The organism is Streptomyces sp. HUAS MS02, assembly GCF_055702265.1.
In genome coordinates this window covers 5,188,678-5,210,105 of record NZ_CM146747.1, presented here as the reverse complement: position 1 = coordinate 5,210,105, position 21,428 = coordinate 5,188,678, and the positions used below count along the sequence as shown (strand labels likewise).

Here is a 21,428-nt window from a genome sequence, read left to right as displayed (position 1 = left end):
CCCCGAACCAGCGGTTCGAGTGCACTGGGGCCGGCACTGAAGGAAGTTCATTCCCTCAGACACCCAACAGCGTGCCCGACCGGGTCCCGTCCGGAGATCATGTTTTCCACGCTCTTGCGAGCAGTACTAACAGCCTCCGGCCCGTGAAACCGGCCGAATAATCAACGTTCCACCCATGAGCAACCACCGTCGGACGTTCGCCGACGTTGTGGCCCTGGATCTCTTGCGAGATCTAGATGCTCCTTAGAAAGGAGGTGATCCAGCCGCACCTTCCGGTACGGCTACCTTGTTACGACTTCGTCCCAATCGCCAGTCCCACCTTCGACAGCTCCCTCCCTTACGGGTTGGGCCACCGGCTTCGGGTGTTACCGACTTTCGTGACGTGACGGGCGGTGTGTACAAGGCCCGGGAACGTATTCACCGCAGCACTGCTGATCTGCGATTACTAGCAACTCCGACTTCATGGGGTCGAGTTGCAGACCCCAATCCGAACTGAGACAGGCTTTTTGAGATTCGCTCCGCCTCACGGCATCGCAGCTCATTGTACCTGCCATTGTAGCACGTGTGCAGCCCAAGACATAAGGGGCATGATGACTTGACGTCGTCCCCACCTTCCTCCGAGTTGACCCCGGCAGTCTCCTGTGAGTCCCCATCACCCCGAAGGGCATGCTGGCAACACAGAACAAGGGTTGCGCTCGTTGCGGGACTTAACCCAACATCTCACGACACGAGCTGACGACAGCCATGCACCACCTGTACACCGACCACAAGGGGGCGACCATCTCTGGCCGTTTCCGGTGTATGTCAAGCCTTGGTAAGGTTCTTCGCGTTGCGTCGAATTAAGCCACATGCTCCGCTGCTTGTGCGGGCCCCCGTCAATTCCTTTGAGTTTTAGCCTTGCGGCCGTACTCCCCAGGCGGGGAACTTAATGCGTTAGCTGCGGCACCGACGACGTGGAATGTCGCCAACACCTAGTTCCCACCGTTTACGGCGTGGACTACCAGGGTATCTAATCCTGTTCGCTCCCCACGCTTTCGCTCCTCAGCGTCAGTAATGGCCCAGAGATCCGCCTTCGCCACCGGTGTTCCTCCTGATATCTGCGCATTTCACCGCTACACCAGGAATTCCGATCTCCCCTACCACACTCTAGTCTGCCCGTATCGAATGCAGACCCGGGGTTAAGCCCCGGGCTTTCACATCCGACGCGACAGACCGCCTACGAGCTCTTTACGCCCAATAATTCCGGACAACGCTCGCGCCCTACGTATTACCGCGGCTGCTGGCACGTAGTTAGCCGGCGCTTCTTCTGCAGGTACCGTCACTTTCGCTTCTTCCCTGCTGAAAGAGGTTTACAACCCGAAGGCCGTCATCCCTCACGCGGCGTCGCTGCATCAGGCTTTCGCCCATTGTGCAATATTCCCCACTGCTGCCTCCCGTAGGAGTCTGGGCCGTGTCTCAGTCCCAGTGTGGCCGGTCGCCCTCTCAGGCCGGCTACCCGTCGTCGCCTTGGTGAGCCGTTACCTCACCAACAAGCTGATAGGCCGCGGGCTCATCCTTCACCGCCGGAGCTTTCCACACTCATCGGATGCCCGAGAGTGTCGTATCCGGTATTAGACCCCGTTTCCAGGGCTTGTCCCAGAGTGAAGGGCAGATTGCCCACGTGTTACTCACCCGTTCGCCACTAATCCCCACCGAAGTGGTTCATCGTTCGACTTGCATGTGTTAAGCACGCCGCCAGCGTTCGTCCTGAGCCAGGATCAAACTCTCCGTGAATGTTTACCCGTGATCGGGTCGACACCACGAGAGCGGAACCACCGGAGGAATAATCCGATGGTTCACAGCATCCTCGCTGTGTTTGTTTCAAAGGAACCTCGTCCCAGCAGATGCTGGAGACGGGGTATCAACATATCTGGCGTTGATTTTTGGCACGCTGTTGAGTTCTCAAGGAACGGACGCTTCCTTTGTACTCACCCAAGCTGTTCTCGGGCTTTCCTCCGGGCAGTTTCCCTTCGGTCTTGCTGTCTTGCGTTTCCGACTCTATCAGATCCTTTTCCGATCCGATTTCCTCGGCGCTTTCCAGGTTTCCGCTTCCGCGTTTCCCTTTCCGGCGGCTCCGACTCTATCAGATCCTTTCGGGCCTGATTCCCAGTCAGCGGGAGTTGTCTTCGCGGCTGTTGGGCCGTTCCGACGTCCCAAACCTTAGCGGATCCGTCCGGCAGTTCCCAATCGGGCCTGTCGAACTCGTCCGAACCAAATCGAATTGAATTCGGGCACGCCGAATTCGCCCCGGTTGGGAGATCGAGCTGGTTGGTTTGGGTGCCGCTCGAAGCGGCGGAGGTGCTGTCGCAGAACCGTTACGGCTCCGCGGCAACCCGAAGAACTCTACGGATCGCCGGTTGGACTGTCAAGCCTCCCCCGGGTGACCCGCGGCCAAACCTCGGCCGCCCCAAGCGTACGACCTCAGTCGAGGTCGGTGAGACGTCCGCCGGCGTCCGGCTGAGCGTGCTCGACGCGGCGGAGGAGCCGGGTCAGGACCTCGCCCAGGACGGTGCGCTCCAGCGGCGAGAGGTCCTGGAGGAGGTCCTCCTCGAAGACCGAGGCGAGGCGCATGGCCGCCAGCCACTTCTCGCGACCGTCGGGGGTGAGCTCGACGATGACGCGTACGCGGTTGTTCTCGTCGCGCTCCCTCGTCACCAGGCCCTCCGCGACCATGCGGTCGATGCGGTGGGTCATGGCGGCCGGCGTCAGACCGAGTCGCTTGGCCAGCTCGCTCGGGCCCATCCGGTAGGGGGCACCGGAGAGGACAAGAGCCTTCAGGACCTCCCACTCGGCGTTGCTGATGCCGAGCTCCGAGGTATGGCGGCCGTAGGCGACGTTCATACGGCGGTGGAGCCGGGAGAGGGCCGAGACGATCTTCTCGACCTGGGGGTCGAGGTCCTGGAACTCGCGCTGGTAGGCGGCGATCTGCTCTTCGAGTGTCGGCTCCGCGCTGCCGGGGGTGCCTGGGGTGTCGCCCATGGGACCGCAGTATGGCACGCCCTCGCTTGGCATCGAAGTCCTTCGGGGTGTACTGTTTAGGTTCTAAGTTTTAGCTTCGAAGTCTTCACTGCTAACACCTGTTCAGGTCGGCGGGCGGAGGACTTCCCTTACCTAGGCAGGTGAACGTGACCAGGGGGATGGGCGCCGCGATGCGCCGGATTCATGTGGGCAACGCGCTCGGCGCGTTCGGACTCGGCTTCACCGTCCCGTATCTGTACGTCTATGTGGCGCAGGTGCGGGACCTCGGTGCGATGACGGCGGGGCTCGTGCTCGCGGTCTTCGCCGTCGCCGCGCTGGTGGTGCTGCCCTTCGCGGGGCGGGCCATAGTCCGGCGCGGGCCGCTTCCGGTGCTGCTCACCGCCCTGGTCACCGCCGCCGTCGGGTCGCTGGGCCTCGGCCTGGCCGCCAGTGCGACGACCGTGTTGTCGTCCGCGGCGGTGCTCGGAGCGGGGCAGGCCGTGATGCAGCCGGCGCTCGCGACGATGATCGTCGACTGTTCCGGTCCGGAGAACCGGTCGCGGGCCTTCGCCACCCAGTTCTTCCTGCAGAACCTCGGGCTCGGAGTCGGTGGACTGATAGGCGGGCACCTCGTCGACGCCACGCGGGCGAGCTCCTTCGTCCTGCTCTTCTCCATACAGGCGGCGATGTTCCTGCTGCTCGTGGGTGTGATGGCGACCGTGCGGATGCCGCGCGCGCCCAAGGTGGAGGACGTGCCCGCCGGCGCGTCGGCCAAGGGGAGCTGGAAGCAGCTGCTCGGCAACCGGGCCATGGTCCAGCTGTGTGTGCTCGGCTTCGTGCTGTTCTTCGCCTGCTACGGGCAGTTCGAGTCGGGGCTCAGCGCGTACGGGGTGGAGGCGGCCGGCATATCGACCTCCGCGCTCGGTACGGCGCTGGCGGCCAACACGGCGGTGATCGTGATCGCGCAGTTCGCCGTGCTGCGGTTCGTGACGCGGCGCAGGCGGTCGCGGGTGATCGCGGCCGTGGGGCTGATCTGGGCCGTGGCCTGGGCTGTCGCGGGCTTCGCGGGGCTCGGGCACGGGAGCCAGGAGATGGCCGTGGCCGCGTTCGTGTCGACGTACGCGCTGTTCGGGCTGGGAGAGGCGATGCTGTCGCCGACCGTCGCCCCCTTGGTCGCGGATCTCGCTCCGGCCGGGCTGGCGGGGCAGTACAACTCGGCCTTCGCGCTGGTGAAGCAGCTCGCGCTGGCGGTAGGTCCGGCGGTGGGCGGACCGATGGGCGCCTCGCTGCACGCGCCGTACATCGTGGCGTTCCTGCTGTGCTCGTTGGGCATCAGTGTCCTGGCGCTGCGGCTCGGGCGACAGCTGACCGCCGTGCAGGATCAGCCCGCGCTCGCGAGCAGCCGCGTGGTCGCCGGGAGCGGTGCCGGTGCTGCGGAGTCGGTGGCGGCCCGAGCCTGACGCCCCGGCCGTGCGGACGTCGTGCGCGGCGCCCCTCAGGTGCCCCGGGCTTCGGTCACGCGGAGCTTGTGGGCGGAGAGGACGGCGGCGAGCAGTGCCGCGGTGTAGGTCGCCGCGGCGAGTACGCCCAGTTGCCACCAGGGGACGCTGAGGACGAATCCCGAGATCTGGGAGGCGAGCACCACGGTGGGGATCACGGCGATGAGCAGACCGAGGAGGGTGCTCACCGCGATGAGGATGCCGTGCTGGCAGAGCAGCACCTGGCGGGCCCAGCTCGGCGGGATGCCCACGGCGATCAGTCGGGCGAGATAGCGGCGCAGGATGCGGGTCTGGCTGCGGGTCGCGGCCAGTACGGCGGCGAGGGCCAGCAGCACCAGCCCCACGGCGGTGGCCAGGAGCGCGGCCGGAGGCACCGGGTCGTCGGGTTCCACGTGGATCAGGACGGCTCCGGCGTCCATGCCCGCGTCGACGACGACCTGTTGCAGGGCCCGCGCCTCGGTGTCGGGGACGCCGGTGACCATGATCGGCCCACGGGCCTGGATCGGCAGGTCGAGGGCGTTCGCGGTGGCGCGCAGCATGATGCCGTCGGAGCCGGTGCGCCACTCGGCCGGGCTGACCTCGACGGCGGCCTCGGGCAGCTCTGCGGTGCTGCCGAGGACCTTGTCGCCCTGGCGGACGACGAGGGAGGTGTGCGCGTCCGGGCCGGTGGGGGCGTCGGGGGTGTGGGCCCAGACGAGCAGGCCGCCGTTGCGCAGGACGGAGGTCTGGGCCGGGTCGAGTCGGCGGCCGATCAGCCGTTCGGCGTCGGCGGGTGTGTCGGCGGCGAGGAGGCTGCCGTCGTCTCCTTCCCGGCCGGCCATGCGGGGGTTGTCGGGGTCGTCGTCCATCAGATAGCGCGGTTCCGTGCGGCGCAGCCCGTCGAGCGCCCCGGAGGCTTCGACGGTGCGGAGCAGGGCCTCGCCGGGCGGGAAGGTGTCGCTCTCGTGTCCGGCCAGCAGAACCTGGCCCGGGAGCACCGAGGGGTAGGACTGCTTCTCGGCCGTGCGGATCAGGGTGTCCAGGAGGGTGACGTATCCGAGGGACGCGCCGAACAGCACGGTGAGGACGGCCAGGGCGGCGCAGGCCCTGGACCGGTCGGCGGCGAGCTGGCGGCGGACCAGCCGGCGGCGGGGCCCGCCTTCAGGCAGGAGTCGGAGCACCCCGGAGAACACCTCGGGGATGATCAGCAGCACGGCGGTGATCAGGATGCCGGTGAGGATCATGGCCTGTGGGGGTGAGTCGACCCAGGTGGCGTACACGACCGTGGCGCACCAGGCGGCGACGGCCAGCAGATGCCGGGCGTCGCGGGCGCGGCGGGCGCCCGGGCGGTCGGCGGCCCGAACCGCGTCGTCGTCGGTGTGCGGGCGGGCGGGTTCGTCGCGCCGGGTGCGGGCGAGCACGGCGCCGGCGATCAGGCCGGTCACGAGGACCACGGCGAGGAGGCGCAGCGCAGGCGAGGCGAGGTCGTCGAGCGGGCCCGCCGGGCTGTCGCGCAGGTGGGAGATGAGCAGCCGGGCGCCGAGGCCCACGACGACACCGGCCACGGCTCCGCACGCGGCCGCGACCAGGGACCAGGCCAGTGCGGCCAGCGCGGGGGCCAGCGCCGCCGTCGTACGGGAGACGCCCACGGAGGTCAGGGAGGCGGTGGTGCGGCGGAAGCGGCGGCCGTTGAGGCCGAACACGAGGAGGACGGCCGCGGCGGGGACCAGGATCGACGGGACGGTGTAGCCGGCGGGGGTCTTCTCGATCCAGGTCTTCTGCGGGCGGGCCACCAGTTGGTCCCTGGTGACCAGGGTGGCGGCCACGGCGTTCTGCCCGTCCTCCCGGATGGCGGCGGCCTCGGGGCTGTCGCCGCCCTCGGCCCAGGTGCGGGCCGCGGCCGTGAAGGCGTCGACGACCTCCTGCTGTCTGTCCCCCGCCCACATCACGTCCATCTGCGCGGTCAGCACGGGGAATCCCTCGCTGAGTGCGGGGTCCAGCCCGGCCCAGGTGCCCGGTCCCAGCAGCAGGTTGGTCGTGTCGGCGGCCCGGTCGTCGACGGTGGCCACGACCTTGAGCCGTACGTCGCCCAGCACGGTGAGCGTCGTGCCCACCGGGGTGCGTACGTCGTCCGGCTCGGTGACGGCCACCTCGCCGGGGCGGCTCGGCCATTCGCCGGACAGCAGCTCGTACCGCTCGGGGTAGGGCCGTGACGCCCAGTCGCTCTCCAGGGCCGTCACATTGCGGGCCGGAGTGGTGTTCAGCTGGACGTCGGTCGCGCTGAGCACGATCTCGGCGTCCGTGGCGTCGGCGTCGCGCATCCGGGAGCGGAGGTCGGTGAGAAAGGTGTCGTCGCCCGGCGGCAGGGAAACGCCGCTGCCGTAGCCGACCTTGGCGCCGAAGCGGCCCAGTTCGTTCTGCGCGACCTGTTCGCCGGACAGGGACAGGGTCCGCAGGGCGACGAACATGCCCATCACCAGCAGTCCGGCGACAAACACGATCGCCACCGACCGGGCCAGCGCACGCGAGCGCGCGAGCCGCCGGGCGAGCCGTGCGGTCAGCCGGGCCCGGTCGGCGAACGCCATGCGTCCGTACGCCGTGGAGCCGCGGGCGCCCGTCGGGGCTCGGTCGGTCGTGCTGTCGTGGGTCATGCTGTCGTGGGTCATGCGGCGCCGGGCCCCCGTGTCGTCTCCCGTGGTGGTCACGAGCGGGATTCCAGGCGGCCGTCGACGACCTCGTAGACGGTGTCGGCGAAGTCGCGGCAGCGGGGGTCGTGCGAGCAGATCACGGCGAGTACGCCGTCGTCGCACAGGGTCCGGAACAGCTCGAACAGTTCGCGTGTGGTCGTCGAGTCCAGCGCACCGGTCGGCTCGTCCGCGAGCAGGACGGAACGCTGTCCGGTGAGTGCCCGGGCGACGCCGACCCGCTGGCGCTGCCCGCCGGACATCTGCCACGGCATGCGGTCCTCCAGCCCGGCCAGGCCGACGCGGGCCAGTTGGGTCAGCGCCTGCTCACGCGCTTCGGCGACCGGGACGCCGCATGCCTCCAGGGGCAGCGCGACGTTCTCCACCGCGCTGAACTCCTCGATCAGGTTGTGCTCCTGGAAGACCACCCCGACAGTGCGCAGCCGGAGCTCCGCGCGCCGGGCCTCGTCGGCCGTGCTCACGTCCACACCGCTGACCCGGATCTCGCCGGAGTCGGCGAGATCCAGGCCGGCGAGCAGATTGAGCAGCGTCGACTTGCCGGAGCCGCTGGCGCCGTAGATGCACACGAACTCCCCCGCCCGGGCGGTGAAGTCCACGTCTCTCGCGGCCCAGACCGTCTCGGCCGCGGAGTGGTAGGCCTTGCACACTCCGCTCGTCCGGACGAGCGGTGCGCCAGCGGCTGTCGTCAACTCAGCACCCGTTCCTCGTACGCCACGACGTGATCTCGTCGCTGTTCCAGGGGGCGACGTTGTCGTCGGTGTCGTTCCTGTGCATGTCCTGCTTGTCGCCCGAGCCGTTGGAGTGCTCGGCCATACAGCCGGTGTGGGTGGCCGAGCGGTTGGCCCACGAATCCATCTCGTCGTTGCGGTCACCGGTCAGATTGGTCCACGCGGTGGAGCCGTGGGCACGCTCGCCGATCAGCCAGTGGAAGTCGTTGTTGCCCCACATGCACATGTTGTTGGTGTTGCACTCGCTCGGCGACGCGTGGGCCACGCCCCCGGTGGTGAACAGGGTCGCCCCCACGAACATCGTCGCCGCTATCGCTGTCTTGATTCGCATCGTTCTCGTTCCCCCATCGTGTGCGGTCGGTTCGCTTCACAACCCTGGGGCACCGTCCGTCACCGCTGTATCCCACGGGTGGGGGAGTCCTCGTCGCCTCCCACCCGGCCGGGGAGTTGACACCGGGGCCGCCTCCCGGTACAGATCCATTCCGCTTGACCGGCTCAACCCCAAGTGTGAAGCCGCACAAGCTTGTTGAGGTCTTAAGCACGCGCTCTTGACCACAGCGCGTCTTTCGTGTCCGACCAGCCTGACCTGACGAGGGAACAGATGGTTCGTGTCGCGTTGGTGGCTCCCATGCTCTCCGCACGCATCGCGGTTCGCACGGTATTGGAGGAAGTACAGCAGTTCACTCTCGTCGCCGAGGGTGCTCCCGGCACTCTGGCCGACATCGTGCGCTGGTCCCGGCCCGACGTCGTGGTGATCAGCCACGCGGCAGAGAGCGAGGCCCTGCACACGCTGCTCCGGCTCGGCGGGCCAGCCGGTGTCGTCCTCTGCGAGCAGCTCACGGGCCACGGCACGCGCCAACTGCTCCGGCACGGCGCGACGGGCATCCTGCGTCGTGCCACGGCCGCCCTGCACCTGCCCTGGGCGGTGGCGGCCGTCGCCCACGGCGGTCTGGCGCTGGACCCCTGTCTGACGGAGACCGTGAAGAGCGCCTACGCCAGACCCGCCCCGCCCGACCGGGAACGCGCCTCGGCCGAGGCGCTGGTGTCCACGCTCACCCCGCGCGAGCGGGAGATCGTCGTGCTGGTCGGCGACGGGCTCCCCAACCGGGAGATCGCCGACCGCCTCAACCTGAGCCTCGGCACCGTCAAGGACCATCTCCGGCGCATCTACGCCAAGCTCGGCGTCGAGACCCGTCTCCACGCGGCCCGTGTCGCCTGGCACGCGGGGGTCGACACCGCTCGCCGGGCGGACGCGCAGGTGCCCGAGTCCGTGTGACGGGGCCGCGGTTCAGCCGCGGCCCCGGCCGCTCAGGCCGTCCCCGGCAGGGCGAACTCGCACCACACCGCCTTGCCGCCGCCCGGTGCCCGGCGGCTGCCCCAGTTGGAGGCGATGGTGGCGACGATGGCGATGCCGCGGCCGGACTCGTCGACGGGGTCGGCGCGGCGGCGCCGGGGCAGGTGGTCGTTCCCGTCGGTGACCTCGACGATGAGGCGGCGGTCGGTGCGGCGCAGCCTCAGCCGCATGGGCGGGGTGCCGTGCTGGAGGGAGTTGGCGACGAGTTCGCTGGCGGCCAGGACGCCCAGGTCGTGGAGTTCCGGTGGGAAGCGCCAGCTGGTGAGGACGCCGGAGGCGAACGCGCGGGCGCGGGGCGCCGCTTCGACGCCGCCGAGGAGTTCCAGCGCGGCGTTGCGGAAGAGTTCGCTGTCGGGGCCGGTCCGGGCGGGGTGCTGGAGGACGAGGACGGCCACGTCGTCGTCGTGGTCGGCGGTGACGCCGGTGGAGCGCACCAGGCGGTCGCAGACGACCTGCGGGGTGCCCGTGGCGCCGGACAGGGCGCGTTCCAGGGCGGCGATGCCCTCGTCCAGGTCCTCGTTGCGACGCTCCACGAGGCCGTCCGTGTAGAAGACGGCCGTGGAACCGGGGCCGAGGGGGATCGAGCCGGAGGCGTGGGTCCAGCCGCCGGTGCCGAGGGGCGGGCCGGTCGGTTCGTCGGCGCGCAGGACCGTGCCGCTCTCGTCGCGGACGAGGATGGGGAGGTGGCCCGCGGAGGCGTAGACCAGACGGCCCTCGTTGGGGTCGTGGACGGCGTAGGCGCAGGTGGCGATCTGGTTGGGGTCGATCTCCGTGGCCAGGCCGTCGAGCAGTTGCAGGACCTCGTGGGGCGGCAGGTCCAGGCGGGCGTAGGCGCGGACGGCCGTACGGAGCTGGCCCATGACGGCGGCGGCGCGCACGCCCCGGCCCATGACGTCGCCGATGACGAGGGCGGTGCGGCCGCCGCCGAGGGTGATCACGTCGTACCAGTCGCCGCCGACGGCGGTCTCGGTGCCGCCGGGGTGGTAGACGGCGGCGATGCGCAGGTCGTCCGGCTGTTCCAGCTCCTGTGGGAGGAGGGAGCGCTGGAGGGTGACGGCGGTCTCGCGCTGGCGGCGTTCACTGGCGCGCAGGCGTTCGGCGGCCTCGGCGTGGTCGGTGACGTCGGCGGCGAAGATCAGTACGCCGCCCTCGCTCCGCTCGGCACCGCTCGGTACGGCGACGGGGGTGCAGGTGATCGTGTAGCTGCGGCCGCCGGGGGCCTTGCGGGACTTGACCGTGCGGGGTCTGGAGCTGCGCAGGACCTGGTCGAGGAGCGGGAGGAGGCCGAGGGCGTCCAGCTCGGGCAGGGACGTGCGGGCCGGTTCGCCGAGGGGGCGGGCGCCGAAGGCCTCGGTGTAGGCGTCGTTGACGTAGGCCGTGCGGTGATCGGGGCCGTGGACGAGGGCGACGAGGGCCGGGATGCGGTCGAGGATCTCGCGGGTGGGGAGGTCGTCGACGGCGGGCACGGTCGGGGGGTCGTCCGGAGGGTCGTCGCTCTGCCGTTCGACGCGGGCCGCGGGCACGGAGCCTTCGCCCCGCCGGTCCGGGGTGACCGTGTGTTCGGTCCGCGCTGCGGCGCGGCGCTGCGTACCGGGGAGCCGGGCGCTCCAGCGCGTGAAGTTCACCGAATCCTTGCCTCGTGTGGTCGTGTGTGGCCGGCTCCGGATCCGGCCGGTGGCCCGAGGGGTTGCCCCGGGTGCGGCGGTGGGGGACGCCTGGTCGTGGGTGTGTGTGGGCGAGGGGGTGGCCCCGCCCGGGATCATGGATCACGTCGCGGACCAGTCTGGCCGACCGGACCGACATCCGTCAGACGTCGGCCTGAACGGTGGAGTTCCTGGATCCGGTCAGGACGACCCCTTCGGGTTCTCAGGAGGCTTTCCACCGGCAGCGAGTTCGAACTCCGCACGGGGATGTTCGAGTGATCCGAGCGAGACGATCTCCCGTTTGAAGAGTCCGGAGAGGATCCATTCGGCGAGGACGCGAGCCTTGCGGTTGTAGGTGGGGACCCTGCTGAGGTGGTACACGCGGTGCATGAACCAGGCCGGGTAGCCCTTCAGCTTCCGCCCGTACACGTGGGCGACGCCCTTGTGCAGGCCCAGGGAGGCGACCGAGCCCACATATCTGTGCGAGTACGTCTCCAGCGGTTCGCCGCGCAGGGAGTGGGCGATGTTGTCGCCGAGGGTGCGGGCCTGGCGGACGGCGTGCTGGGCGTTGGGCGCGGTCTCCTTGCCGGCCTCGGCGGTGACGTCGGGGACGGCGGCCGCGTCACCGGCCGCCCAGGCGTGCGCGACGCCCTCCACCGACAGCTCGGCGGTGCACTTCAGCCGCCCGCGCTCGTTCAGCGGCAGGTCGGTGGCGGCGAGGACCGGGTGCGGTTTCACCCCGGCCGTCCAGACGACCGTACGGGTCGGGAAGCGGGCTCCGTCGCTGAGGACGGCGACGCGGTCGGCGCACGATTCGAGGCGGGTGTGCAGCCGTACGTCGATGTTGCGGCGGCGCAGCTCGGTGACCGTGTAGCGGCCCATCTCCTCGCCGACCTCCGGGAGGATGCGGTCGGAGGCCTCGACGAGGATCCACTTCATGTCCTCGGGCTTGACGTTGTGGTAGTACCGCGCGGTGTAGCGGGCCATGTCCTCCAGCTCGCCGAGCGCCTCCACTCCGGCGTAGCCGCCGCCCACGAAGACGAAGGTCAGGGCCGCGTCGCGGATCGCGGGATCGCGGGTGGAGGAGGCGATGTCCATCTGTTCGATGACGTGGTTGCGCAGGCCGATGGCCTCTTCGACGGTCTTGAAGCCGATGGCGTGGTCCGCGAGCCCGGGGACGGGCAGGGTGCGCGAGATCGATCCGGGGGCGAGGACCAGTTCGTCGTACGTCAGCTGCTCGGCGGCCGAGCCCTCCTCCTCGGTGGCGAGGGTGGTGAGGGTCGCGACGCGCTTGGCGTGGTTGATCGCGGTGGCCTCGCCGATGACGACCTTGCACTTGTCGAGGACCCGGCGCAGCGGCACGACGACGTGGCGGGGCGAGATCGAGCCCGCGGCCGCCTCCGGAAGGAAGGGTTGATACGTCATATAGGGGTCGGGGGACACGACGACGATCTCGACGTCTCCGCGTCCGAGTTCCGGTTTCAGCTGTCGCTGCAAGCGCAGCGCTGTGTACAGCCCGACGTATCCGCCGCCGACGATAAGGATGCGCATCGGTTCCTTCACCATCCCATGACGCACCTTGCTCGCCAGTTTGTCCACAGGCCCGGCAATTTGTGTGACCGGTCTCCGTGGGGGCGCGGGGTTGGCCGATTCACCGGCGCGTGCGGCAGGTGCGCAGGTCAGGTGGTGTGAGACCGGTTGCGGGAGGGGGCGCAAACCGGACGTAAACCGCCCGTACTCCGATCGAGGGGCGCTCTGCGCGGAACGTGCCCCTTCTGAATTGACTCCCTCTCAACTATGTTCGTGTGTCGACGGGGTGTAGGGGGATGCGTTCAAGAGGTTCGGTCGGGTCCGGGATCGGGTTTGTGGGTTTCGGGTTCGGGTCCGGATTCCGAGTGGTCCGCGACGGGCGGATCGGCCCGGGGCCGGACCGGGTCTCCGGCGAAGGTGATCGGTGACCGCCGAGGACCTTGGACGCTCGTTCCGCCGCTCCGGCTTCCGATGACGGGGAGAGTCTCCGGGGGGAGACGTCATTACCGGGGGAACACGTATGCATATTCAGGAGTCCCATTGGTCGTCCGCGTCCACCATCGCACCCGGCGGTGCGATCGGCTCGGCGGGCGGCAACGGACGCGGTGACGGAGTGCGTTCCACTCCGCTCCGCGTGGACGCACAGCGCAACCTCGAGCACGTGCTGCGCGCGGCGCGCGAGGTCTTCGGCGAGCTGGGGTACGGCGCGCCGATGGAGGACGTGGCCCGCCGCGCGCGGGTCGGTGTCGGCACGGTGTACCGGCGCTTCCCGAGCAAGGACGTCCTGGTCCGCCGGATAGCCGAGGAGGAGACGTCCCGGCTCACCGAACAGGCCAAGGTGGCGCTCGGGCAGGAGGAGGACCCGTGGCAGGCGCTGTCGCGGTTCCTGCGGACGTCGGTGGCCTCCGGCGCCGGGCGGCTGCTGCCGCCGCAGGTGCTGCGGGTCGGCGTCGCCGATGACGGGTCCGACGCGGTCGGCGGGATCGGCGGGATCGACCCCGACGAGGCGCGGGTGCCGCAGCAGCGGGTACAGCCGACGGCCGAGCTTCGGCTGGTGTCGGCGGATTCCGGTGCGGGTGGCTCCGCCGGTGGCCTTGGTGGGCCGGTGGACGACGCCGGGGCTTCCGCACTGCTCGAGGTGGTGGGGCAGTTGGTGGAGCGGGCTCGGGCCGCGGGTGAGTTGCGGGAGGACGTGACTGTGGCGGATGTGTTGCTCGTGATCGCCACGGGGGCGCCTTCGCTGCCGGATGCCGCGCAGCAGGCTGCCGCTTCGGCTCGGTTGCTCGACATTCTGCTGGAGGGGTTGCGGTCTCGGCCGGCCTGATCGTGGGCGGGTGAGAGGCGTTCGCGGTTCGTGGTTCGGTGATCGCGGTTCGCGGTTCGCGGTTTGCTCAGGGGCGGTGTGGGGTGGGCTTTTCGCCCCCGCCGCCCCTACCCGTTCCCATCACCAGGGGCGCTGCCCCTTCGACCCCGGGGGGGGTGTGTGGGGTGCGTTGTCGGGTGCGGGTTCGGTGGGGGTTCTCGCGCAGTTCCCCGCGCCCCTGACGGGGCGCTTCTGGCGGGGCGGCTCTAAGGGGCGCCCATGGATTCGCGTTGCTCGTATGAGTGAATCCGCGTACTGCGGTCTGGGAAGTGACCTCGGACGAGTGGTATGCCCGTAGTGCTAGGGACTGAACAAAAGCCAATATGGCACGCTGCCCTGGTGTTGGGGACTGGGTCGGCTGGCGGCGGGGGCTTCCGCGATGGGTGTTGACGGGCGGGACGAGTCGAAGTCGGCGGAGGAGGCCGAGGCCGAGGCGGAGCCTCAGGTTCCGAGGCAAGGGGGGCACGGCGTTCCCGCACAGTGGGACCGTTCCGACTCCGGTGTGCTGCCGCCGCGGGCGCCTTCCGACGCCGATCTGATCGAGTGGATGCGGTCGGGGGACGACTCGGCGTACGAGGAGCTGTACCGGCGGCACGCGCAGGCCGTGCGCCGCTACGCCCGGACCTGCTGCCGGGACACCCACACCTCCGACGACCTGACGGCCGAGGTCTTCGCCCGGATGCTGCAGGCGGTACGGGGCGGCTCCGGACCGGAGCACGCCGTACGGGCCTATCTGCTGACGTCGGTGCGCCGGGTCGCCGCGACGTGGACGAGTTCCGCCAAGCGGGAGCAGCTGGTCGACGACTTCGCGGTGTTCGCGGCGCAGGCGTCGCGCGGGGCCCAGGGGCCGGACAGCGACACGCTGGACCTGGGGGCCGATGTGCGGGCGATGCACGAGGCCGAGCAGTCGCTGGCGATGCGGGCGTTCCGTTCGCTGCCGGAGCGGTGGCAGGCCGTGCTCTGGCACACGGAGGTCGAGGACGAGTCGCCGAGCGAGGTCGCCACGCTCTTCGGGCTGGACGCCAACGGCACCCGGGTGCTGGCCAGCCGGGCGCGTGAGGGCCTCAAACAGGCGTATCTGCAGGCCCATGTGAGCGCCGCGCTCGCCGGGAACTCGGCGGAGTGCGGACGCCACGCCGACCGGCTCGGCGCATACGCCCGCGGCAGCCTGCGAACCCGGGCCGAGCGGGGGCTGCGCGCCCATCTGGAGGAGTGCGCGGCATGCCGGCTGGCGGCCGGACAGATCAAGGAAGTCGCGAGCGGGATCCCCGCCGTCGTACCCGTGGCGGTCATCGGGTGGTTCGGCGCGGCCGGGTACGCGAAGGTGGCCGCGCTCGTCGCCGGCGGCGCGGGGGCCGGTGCGGCCGGGGCCGCGGCCGCGGCGGGCGGTACGAGTGGTGGGTCCGGCGGCGCGGGCGCCGGTGGCGGGGCCGCCGCGGAAGGGCTCGGCGCGCCGGCGAAGGCCGGGATCGCGGTGAGTGTCGCCGGGATGGTCGCCGCGGCGGTGGCGCTCGCGCTGGCCAACGACGAGGTGGAACCCCGGGAGCCGTTGGCCAGGCCGCCCGCCTCGCAGCCCGTCGAGGCCACCCCGGAGCCGGCTCCCCCGACGCCGCCGGAGTCGCGGCCCGCGCCGGACGCGCCCGCGCGGATGGTTCCGGTGTCCAAGCCCTTGCCGACGCCGAAGTCCTCGCCGTCGCGGGCCCCGAGTCCGGCCCCCTCCGCGAAGCCGACGCCCGCTCCCGACCCCACGCCCACGCCGACCCCCACTCCCCCCGCACCGCCGAAGCCGTCCCCCACACCGCCCTCGACACCCGCTCCCCCGCCCCCGCCGCCTCCCTCGGCCGTCTACCGGTGGAACGAGCTGCGGTACGGCGTCCTCGGCGACGGCACCGAGCCCGAGATGCGCCTCGGCGAAAGCAGCTGGGTCTGGCAGCGGTACGGGATGGCGATCGCCGGGAAGCGGTACGCGAACGGGGTGACCGTGCACGGCCGTTCCTCCGTGACCATCGACCTCAACCGCCGGTGCGCCTCGTACAGCGCGCTCCTCGGTGTCGACGACCTGTCGCACGGCCTCGGCCGGGTCTACTTCTCCGTCTACGGCGACGGGGTCCGGCTGTGGAAGTCCGGGCTGGTGCGGGGCGGGGATCCGGCGGTCCCGGTCCGGGTGAACCTGAGCGGGCGGGAGACGGTACGACTGGTCGTCGAGCCGGACGGCCCCCACGACCTGGCGGTGCTGGCGGACTGGGCCGAGTCGTCGTTCAGGTGTGAGTGACGGCTCGGCCCCGGCGCCTACTTCGCCGTCACCGAGTCGCCGTACGCCGTCGCTCCGCTCGTCGTGGAGGTCGAGGCGGCCTTCCAGCGCCAGGTGCCCGAGGCGTTGGCGGTGACCGTGGTGCGCAGCTTGCCGGCCGGGTCGGTCGTGACCGTCTTGACCGTCGTGTACGTCGACGTGCCGGACCGCTTGAACTGGAGGGCCACGGAGCGCCCGGCGTGCGGGGTGTAGGTGTTGGTGTTCCAGTCGGCGCGGGTCAGCGTGCCGGTGACGGTGAGTTTGGTGCCCTTGGCGACCGGCTCGGGGCCGGCCTGGGTGGTGGCGAGCCTGGCGAGGCGCTTCACCTGGATCTTGGCGCTGGTCTCCAGGTCGTAGAAGTCGCTGTCGTTGGCGACGGCCTCGGCGGTGAAGCGCCAGGTGCCCGCCGAGCTGTTCCTGAGGTCGTAGTAGTCGGAGCGGTTCGCGTCCAGGGTGTACTTGAAGACGCACTTCATGGTGGTGGACGAGGGTCTGGTGCAGTCGGCGGCGTGGGCGTGGATGATCCGGTCGTCGGAGCTGATGAGCTTGGCCCCGAGGATGCCCTTGATGCCCGACCCGTCCTTGGCCGTGGCGGCGACGCTGACCGTCTGCGCGGCGCTGACTCCCACGTTGAAGGTCTTCTTGTTGAAGTTCACCGAGGTGAAGACCGTGTCGCCCTTCGCGGTGTCCGCGTGGGCGGCGGCGGGCACGAGCAGCGAGAGCAGCACCGAGGTGCCGAGGGTGGCGGCGGCGGCCGTACGTGTACGCATGGTTCTCCTGGCGCAAGAGCTACGGCACCTCGGTGCGCCATGCGTGGGGGCGCTCACGTGCACGTGAGGTGCTGGGGAGTCGGACGTCTGTCCGACCCAGAGGAGACCATCGGCGGCCCCCGTTGGTTGTACACATCCGGATGCCGAGATTCCGCCGCGCCAGTCGGGCAGATCCGCTACGCCCGGCGGGCCGTCGCCCCCGCGCCCAGGGCGCCCCGCTGGGGGGTGATCCCGGCCGGGACCGCGCGCTGTCTGGCCGGGGTGCCGGTCCAGCAGGTGCCTCGGCGGGAGAGGAGGCGGCGGAGCCACAGTTCGAGGGCGACGAGGTCGGCGAGGCCGTCGAGCGGGAGGGGCTCGCCCTCGGCTGCGGCGCGCAGGGCCTTGCGGACCACCCGGGCCTCCACCAGTCCCGCCTGGGCGAGGAGCGGGGTGTCGAAGAGGGTGATCAGGGTGTCGGCGGCCACACGCAGGCCGGTGCGGGCGGCCGCGGTGGAGGTCGCGTGCGACGGGGCGCCCCAGCCGGGCGGGAGGTCGGTGACGCCGGCGCCCTCCAGGACCGTACGCAGGATCGCGGCGCGGGCGCCCGGCTGGACGCGGAGGGCCTCGGGGAGGGCACGGCAGGCGCGGACGACCTGGTTGTCGAGGAAGGGGGTGTGGAGGCGCTGGGAGCGGATCTCCGCCGCCTGTTCGAGGACTCTGAGGTCGGCCGCGTGGCGGGCGAGGGCCGCGCGGGCGCGGAAGTCGCCGGGGCGCTGGCCCGGGCCGACGGTGGGGCGGCCGGTCGTCGCACCCAGGCGAATCGATACTTCTGCCAGGGCCTCGCCGGTCAGCCAGCGGGCGGCGGGACCGGGTCTGGCCCAGGTGAGCGCCGCCAGGGAGGCGCCCACCGCGCCTCCGGGCTCCTCGAAGCGGCGCTGCATCAGACGGGTGGCGAGGCCTTCGACGCCGGAGCGGTACGGGGTGCGGGACAGCTTGCGGGCGGCGCTGTAGACGCGCGCGGGGACCATCACCGAGCCGTCGGCCTTGGCGAGGGCGGCGACCGGGCGGACCAGGTGGCGGCGTTTGCGGTCCATCAGGAGGTCGGCGAGCCGGGCCGGGTGGGCGTCCAGGACCTGGCGGGCGCCGTAGCCGGTGAAGTGGTCGGCGCTGCCGGAGGCCAGGCGGGCGCGGTGCCGGGCGGCCGTCACCAGGGAGGGGCCCGGCTCGTCGGTGAGGGGGACGTCGAGGTCGGCGTACGGGAGGACCTCCTCGCCGCCGGTCACGACGACGTGGTGGAGGCGGGGGTTGGCGGCCAGGGTGCCCGCGCGTTCCAGTTCGGTCTCGCGGCCGGAGGTGGCCAGGTCGTTGAAGGTGACGGCCAGGAGGCGCTCGCCGGCGCCGGTGCCGTGGCCGAGGACCGTGCCGGGGGCGCCGGGCAGGCCGGCGGCGAGCAGGGCCAGGGTGCCGGAGGCGGGGCCGCCGGAGACGTCGGCTCCTATGCCGGGCACGGGCATGCCCCGGGCGGCGCGGCGCTCGGCCGGGCCCATGCCGGGGACCGGGCCGGGATCGACGTCGGGCACGTGCCGGGGAGCGGCGAGGCGGACCCGTACGGACTCCACGAGGGCGTCGCGGACGGCGTCCACCGCGCTGGCCGGGTCGGCGGAGGGGGCGGCGACGGCGAGGGAGGCGACGGGCTCGTAGCCCGCGATCTCACGCGCCCCGGCGCGCAGGATCAGTGCGTGCCCCGGAGGAATGCGGCGCACGCCGTCGTACGGCGTGGAGTCCTGGAGGGCGTCCGGCACGTCGGGGGCGGCCAGCAGGGCGGCCAGGTGCCCGAAGTCGAGGTTGGCCTCGACGAGGTCGGCCAGCGGCAGGGCCGCGGTCGCGTACGCCGTGCCGCCCGCCCAGGGGGTGTGGAAGACCGGGCGCGCGCCCGCGAGGTCGCCGCAGACGGTCACCCGGCGGCCGACCTGGACGACGGCGGTGTAGCTGCCGGGCCAGGCGGTGAGATGGCGCAGGGCGCCGCCGCGGGCGGCGAACAGGCCCACACGCAGCTGCTCGTCGGAGGCTCCGCAGATGCCGAGGACGGCGATCCGCGTCTGGGCGTCGGCCTGCACCACCCGTACCTCGTCGGGGCGCCAGTCGCCGACGGCCCACAGCGGGTCGGGGTCGCCCCAGAGCAGGTGCGAGCCGACCGGGTGCACGGTCTCGCCGTCGCGTCCGGTGGCGCCGGCGGAGCCGTGGGCGGGCGCGCCAGCGGCGGTACTGCTCCATCCCACCAACCACCGCATCGACGCCTCCACAGGCTGTGGACAACCGGTGCACCGTACGAACGGGTCCCATGCTGCCACGAAGGAGGCCCCTCGGAGGGCGCGCGGCACGGCTTGCGCACCGGCAAGTGCGCCCCTGGGGAGCCTTGAGCGCTCCCCCGTCACACCCTCAAGTCGCCCTGGAGAAGGGGCGGTCGACAAAGGAGGACCCCGGGTCTACGACGCGAATGCGCCCCCGGTACGCTCCCCAAAAACACCTAACGCGCCCTCAAGAGACGTGGTCGGGGCGGTATTCACCCTCGACGACCACCGTCGATTTTCGGCCAAATCGGCCGCGAAGGGCGGAGTTCACCCGCTCCCGCCTCCACCCCCGATGGCGACTCAGCGTCAACGCACAGTCCGGGAGGCGGAGTTCGCCCCCCGGACCGGTCCGCCGCCCGCGGGGATGTAGGCGGCGGTGTCCCCCAGCCCACTGGATCCAGTACAGCGGGCCGACCCACGCACGACCATGGAACCGCTCCCCCGGTGGCCGGAGAAGAGCGCACGGACAGGCGCACGGCCACACAGCCGGAGCACGTGACAACACTCCGTACTTCGTCCGCACTTTCGTACGGACCACATTCCCGCCATCCGGATTTGGGCCCCTTAACGCTTGGGATGCGGCGAACTACGCTGGGTTTACGAATGCCGCGTGCCTATGCCGCCGCGGCAGCCGTCTGTTCGAGGGGTGGCGCAATGTCCAGGGAGCAACGCGGGCCGAACGAAAAACTCGGCGCCGTTCTCGCCCTCGCGGGAATCAGCAACGCAGGACTCGCGCGTCGCGTCAACGATCTTGGCGCTCAACGCGGGTTGACACTTCGCTACGACAAGACCTCGGTGGCGCGGTGGGTCTCCAAGGGCATGGTCCCCCAGGGGGCCGCGCCGCATCTCATCGCGGCCGCGATCGGGCAGAAGCTCGGCCGCCCGGTGCCGCTGCACGAGATCGGCCTGGCGGACGCGGATCCCGCCCCCGAAGTGGGCCTCGCCTTCCCCCGCGACGTCGGACAGGCGGTGCGCGCGGCGACGGAGCTCTACCGCCTCGACCTCGCCGGCCGCCGCGCGGGCACCGGCGGCATCTGGCAGTCCCTCGCCGGGTCGTTCGCGGTGAGCGCGTACGCGACGCCCGCGTCACGCTGGCTCATAACCCCGGCCGACAGTTCGGTGGCGCGCGAAGCGGGCTCCGTGGAGGGCTCCGGGTCGCCGCTGAAGGTCGGCCACAGCGATGTGCAGAAGCTGCGGGAGGCCGCCGAGGACGCCAGGCGCTGGGACTCCAAGTACGGAGGCGGCGACTGGCGTTCGTCGATGGTGCCGGAGTGCCTGCGGGTCGAGGCGGCGCCACTGCTGCTCGGCTCCTACTCCGACGAAGTCGGCCGCGCCCTTTTCGGAGCGTCCGCCGAACTCACCCGCCTCGCCGGTTGGATGGCCTTTGACACGGGTCAGCAGGAGGCCGCGCAGCGGTACTACATCCAGGCGCTGCGGCTGGCGCGGGCCGCGGCCGACGTGCCGCTCGGCGGGTACGTCCTGGCGACGATGTCGCTGCAGGCGACCTACCGGGGCTTCGGGGACGAGGGCGTCGACCTCGCGCAGGCCGCGCTGGAACGCAACCGGGGGCTCGCCACCGCGCGCACGATGAGCTTCTTCCGGCTCGTCGAGGCGCGGGCGCACGCCCGTGCGGGCGACGCGGTGGCCGCCGGGGCGGCGCTCAAGGCCGCCGAGGGGTGGCTGGAGCGGGCGCGGGACGGCGACCACGACCCGAGCTGGCTCGGGTTCTACGGGTACGACCGGTTCGCCGCGGACGCGGCCGAGTGCTACCGCGACCTCAAGGCACCGCGTCAGGTGCGCCGCTTCACCGAGCAGGCGCTGTCGCGGCCGACGGAGGAGTTCGTGCGCTCGCACGGGCTGCGGCTCGTCGTCTCGGCGGTCGCGGAGCTGGAGTCCGGCAACCTCGACGCGGCATGCGAGCAGGGGGTGCGGGCGGTGGAGGTCGCGGGGCGCATCTCCTCGGCGCGCACGACCGAGTATGTGAAGGACCTGCTGCACCGGCTGGAGCCGTACGGGGATGAGCCGCGGGTCATCGAGCTGCGGGAGAGGGCGCGGCCTCTTCTGATGACGCCGGCGTAGGCATCGGGGTGCCCGGGCGTCTGCCGGGTTACCCCTCGCTCCTCGCGCCTCGGTCGGCGGTCCTCGCTCCTCGGTCGGCGGCTGCGGGCTGTATGCGGCTTGTCGCGCAGTTCCCCGCGCCCTTTGACGGGGGCGCGGCCTTGGGTTCCCGGCGCGGGGAC

General features: G+C 71.1%; 13 protein-coding genes and 1 rRNA gene. 5 read left to right on the top strand and 9 right to left on the bottom strand.

The window, feature by feature from the left end; translation table 11 throughout:
* Positions 1-247: 247 nt before the first annotated feature.
* Positions 248-1,773 (bottom strand): 16S ribosomal RNA (locus ACZ9QC_RS22350).
* 687 nt (positions 1,774-2,460) lie between these two features.
* The gene (locus tag ACZ9QC_RS22345) at positions 2,461-3,018 is read right to left on the bottom strand and encodes a MarR family winged helix-turn-helix transcriptional regulator (RefSeq protein WP_472914746.1); all 558 of its coding nucleotides are present in this window, start codon (positions 3,016-3,018) and stop codon (positions 2,461-2,463) included.
* 158 nt (positions 3,019-3,176) lie between these two features.
* Between ACZ9QC_RS22345 and ACZ9QC_RS22340 the strand changes: the two genes are divergently transcribed.
* The gene (locus tag ACZ9QC_RS22340; RefSeq protein ID WP_472921763.1) at positions 3,177-4,457 is read left to right on the top strand and encodes an MFS transporter; all 1,281 of its coding nucleotides are present in this window, start codon (positions 3,177-3,179) and stop codon (positions 4,455-4,457) included.
* Between the two features lie 35 nt (positions 4,458-4,492).
* Here the strand turns inward: ACZ9QC_RS22340 and ACZ9QC_RS22335 are convergent, their stop codons facing one another.
* The 3 genes from ACZ9QC_RS22335 to ACZ9QC_RS22325 are packed head-to-tail and all read right to left on the bottom strand — an operon-like array spanning position 4,493 to position 8,239.
* A complete protein-coding gene (locus ACZ9QC_RS22335; RefSeq protein WP_472914745.1) occupies positions 4,493-7,180 on the bottom strand; it encodes a hypothetical protein in 2,688 nt (895 codons plus the stop codon).
* Positions 7,177-7,869 carry an ABC transporter ATP-binding protein gene (locus tag ACZ9QC_RS22330; RefSeq protein WP_472914744.1) on the bottom strand — a complete coding sequence of 231 codons (693 nt, stop codon included), beginning with the start codon at positions 7,867-7,869 and terminating at the stop codon, positions 7,177-7,179. Before ACZ9QC_RS22330 ends, ACZ9QC_RS22335 begins: the two co-directional genes overlap by 4 nt.
* 1 nt (position 7,870) lies before the next feature.
* Positions 7,871-8,239 (bottom strand): peptidase inhibitor family I36 protein, encoded by a 369-nt coding sequence (locus ACZ9QC_RS22325; RefSeq protein ID WP_472914743.1) that lies wholly within the window; start codon positions 8,237-8,239, stop codon positions 7,871-7,873.
* 297 nt (positions 8,240-8,536) lie between these two features.
* Here ACZ9QC_RS22325 and ACZ9QC_RS22320 point away from each other — a divergent pair, with 297 nt between their 5' ends.
* The gene (locus ACZ9QC_RS22320; protein WP_472914742.1) at positions 8,537-9,184 is read left to right on the top strand and encodes a response regulator transcription factor; all 648 of its coding nucleotides are present in this window, start codon (positions 8,537-8,539) and stop codon (positions 9,182-9,184) included.
* A 32-nt stretch (positions 9,185-9,216) separates the two neighbouring features.
* Here ACZ9QC_RS22320 and ACZ9QC_RS22315 read toward each other — a convergent pair whose 3' ends face one another.
* Both ACZ9QC_RS22315 and ACZ9QC_RS22310 read right to left on the bottom strand, forming a co-directional pair.
* Positions 9,217-10,887 (bottom strand): ATP-binding SpoIIE family protein phosphatase, encoded by a 1,671-nt coding sequence (locus tag ACZ9QC_RS22315; RefSeq protein ID WP_472914741.1) that lies wholly within the window; start codon positions 10,885-10,887, stop codon positions 9,217-9,219.
* Between the two features lie 219 nt (positions 10,888-11,106).
* Positions 11,107-12,471 (bottom strand): NAD(P)/FAD-dependent oxidoreductase, encoded by a 1,365-nt coding sequence (locus tag ACZ9QC_RS22310; protein WP_472914740.1) that lies wholly within the window; start codon positions 12,469-12,471, stop codon positions 11,107-11,109.
* 484 nt (positions 12,472-12,955) lie between these two features.
* Here ACZ9QC_RS22310 and ACZ9QC_RS22305 point away from each other — a divergent pair, with 484 nt between their 5' ends.
* Positions 12,956-13,759: a TetR/AcrR family transcriptional regulator gene (locus ACZ9QC_RS22305; RefSeq protein ID WP_472914739.1), complete on the top strand. Its 804-nt coding sequence runs from the start codon at positions 12,956-12,958 to the stop codon at positions 13,757-13,759.
* A gap of 418 nt (positions 13,760-14,177) precedes the next feature.
* The gene (locus ACZ9QC_RS22300) at positions 14,178-16,070 is read left to right on the top strand and encodes a sigma-70 family RNA polymerase sigma factor (RefSeq protein WP_472914738.1); all 1,893 of its coding nucleotides are present in this window, start codon (positions 14,178-14,180) and stop codon (positions 16,068-16,070) included.
* 17 nt (positions 16,071-16,087) lie between these two features.
* Here ACZ9QC_RS22300 and ACZ9QC_RS22295 read toward each other — a convergent pair whose 3' ends face one another.
* Both ACZ9QC_RS22295 and ACZ9QC_RS22290 read right to left on the bottom strand, forming a co-directional pair.
* The gene (locus ACZ9QC_RS22295; RefSeq protein WP_472914737.1) at positions 16,088-16,858 is read right to left on the bottom strand and encodes a calcium-binding protein; all 771 of its coding nucleotides are present in this window, start codon (positions 16,856-16,858) and stop codon (positions 16,088-16,090) included.
* 176 nt (positions 16,859-17,034) lie between these two features.
* Positions 17,035-19,128: an asparagine synthase-related protein gene (locus ACZ9QC_RS22290; RefSeq protein ID WP_472914736.1), complete on the bottom strand. Its 2,094-nt coding sequence runs from the start codon at positions 19,126-19,128 to the stop codon at positions 17,035-17,037.
* Positions 19,129-19,842: 714 nt separating this feature from the next.
* Between ACZ9QC_RS22290 and ACZ9QC_RS22285 the strand changes: the two genes are divergently transcribed.
* Positions 19,843-21,267 (top strand): MFS transporter, encoded by a 1,425-nt coding sequence (locus ACZ9QC_RS22285; protein WP_472914735.1) that lies wholly within the window; start codon positions 19,843-19,845, stop codon positions 21,265-21,267.
* The last annotated feature ends 161 nt before the right edge of the window (positions 21,268-21,428 follow it).

Excerpts from the sequence above, each read along its gene's own strand:
- ACZ9QC_RS22305 (WP_472914739.1), top strand. The coding sequence starts at position 12,956 with ATGCATATTCAGGAGTCCCATTGGTCGTCCGCGTCCACCATCGCACCC.
- ACZ9QC_RS22340 (WP_472921763.1), top strand. The coding sequence starts at position 3,177 with ATGGGCGCCGCGATGCGCCGGATTCATGTGGGCAACGCGCTCGGCGCG.
- ACZ9QC_RS22325 (WP_472914743.1), bottom strand. The coding sequence starts at position 8,239 with ATGCGAATCAAGACAGCGATAGCGGCGACGATGTTCGTGGGGGCGACC.
- ACZ9QC_RS22300 (WP_472914738.1), top strand. The coding sequence starts at position 14,178 with ATGGGTGTTGACGGGCGGGACGAGTCGAAGTCGGCGGAGGAGGCCGAG.
- ACZ9QC_RS22295 (WP_472914737.1), bottom strand. The coding sequence starts at position 16,858 with ATGCGTACACGTACGGCCGCCGCCGCCACCCTCGGCACCTCGGTGCTG.
- ACZ9QC_RS22345 (WP_472914746.1), bottom strand. The coding sequence starts at position 3,018 with ATGGGCGACACCCCAGGCACCCCCGGCAGCGCGGAGCCGACACTCGAA.
- ACZ9QC_RS22290 (WP_472914736.1), bottom strand. The coding sequence starts at position 19,128 with ATGCGGTGGTTGGTGGGATGGAGCAGTACCGCCGCTGGCGCGCCCGCC.
- ACZ9QC_RS22285 (WP_472914735.1), top strand. The coding sequence starts at position 19,843 with ATGTCCAGGGAGCAACGCGGGCCGAACGAAAAACTCGGCGCCGTTCTC.
- ACZ9QC_RS22310 (WP_472914740.1), bottom strand. The coding sequence starts at position 12,471 with ATGGTGAAGGAACCGATGCGCATCCTTATCGTCGGCGGCGGATACGTC.
- ACZ9QC_RS22320 (WP_472914742.1), top strand. The coding sequence starts at position 8,537 with ATGCTCTCCGCACGCATCGCGGTTCGCACGGTATTGGAGGAAGTACAG.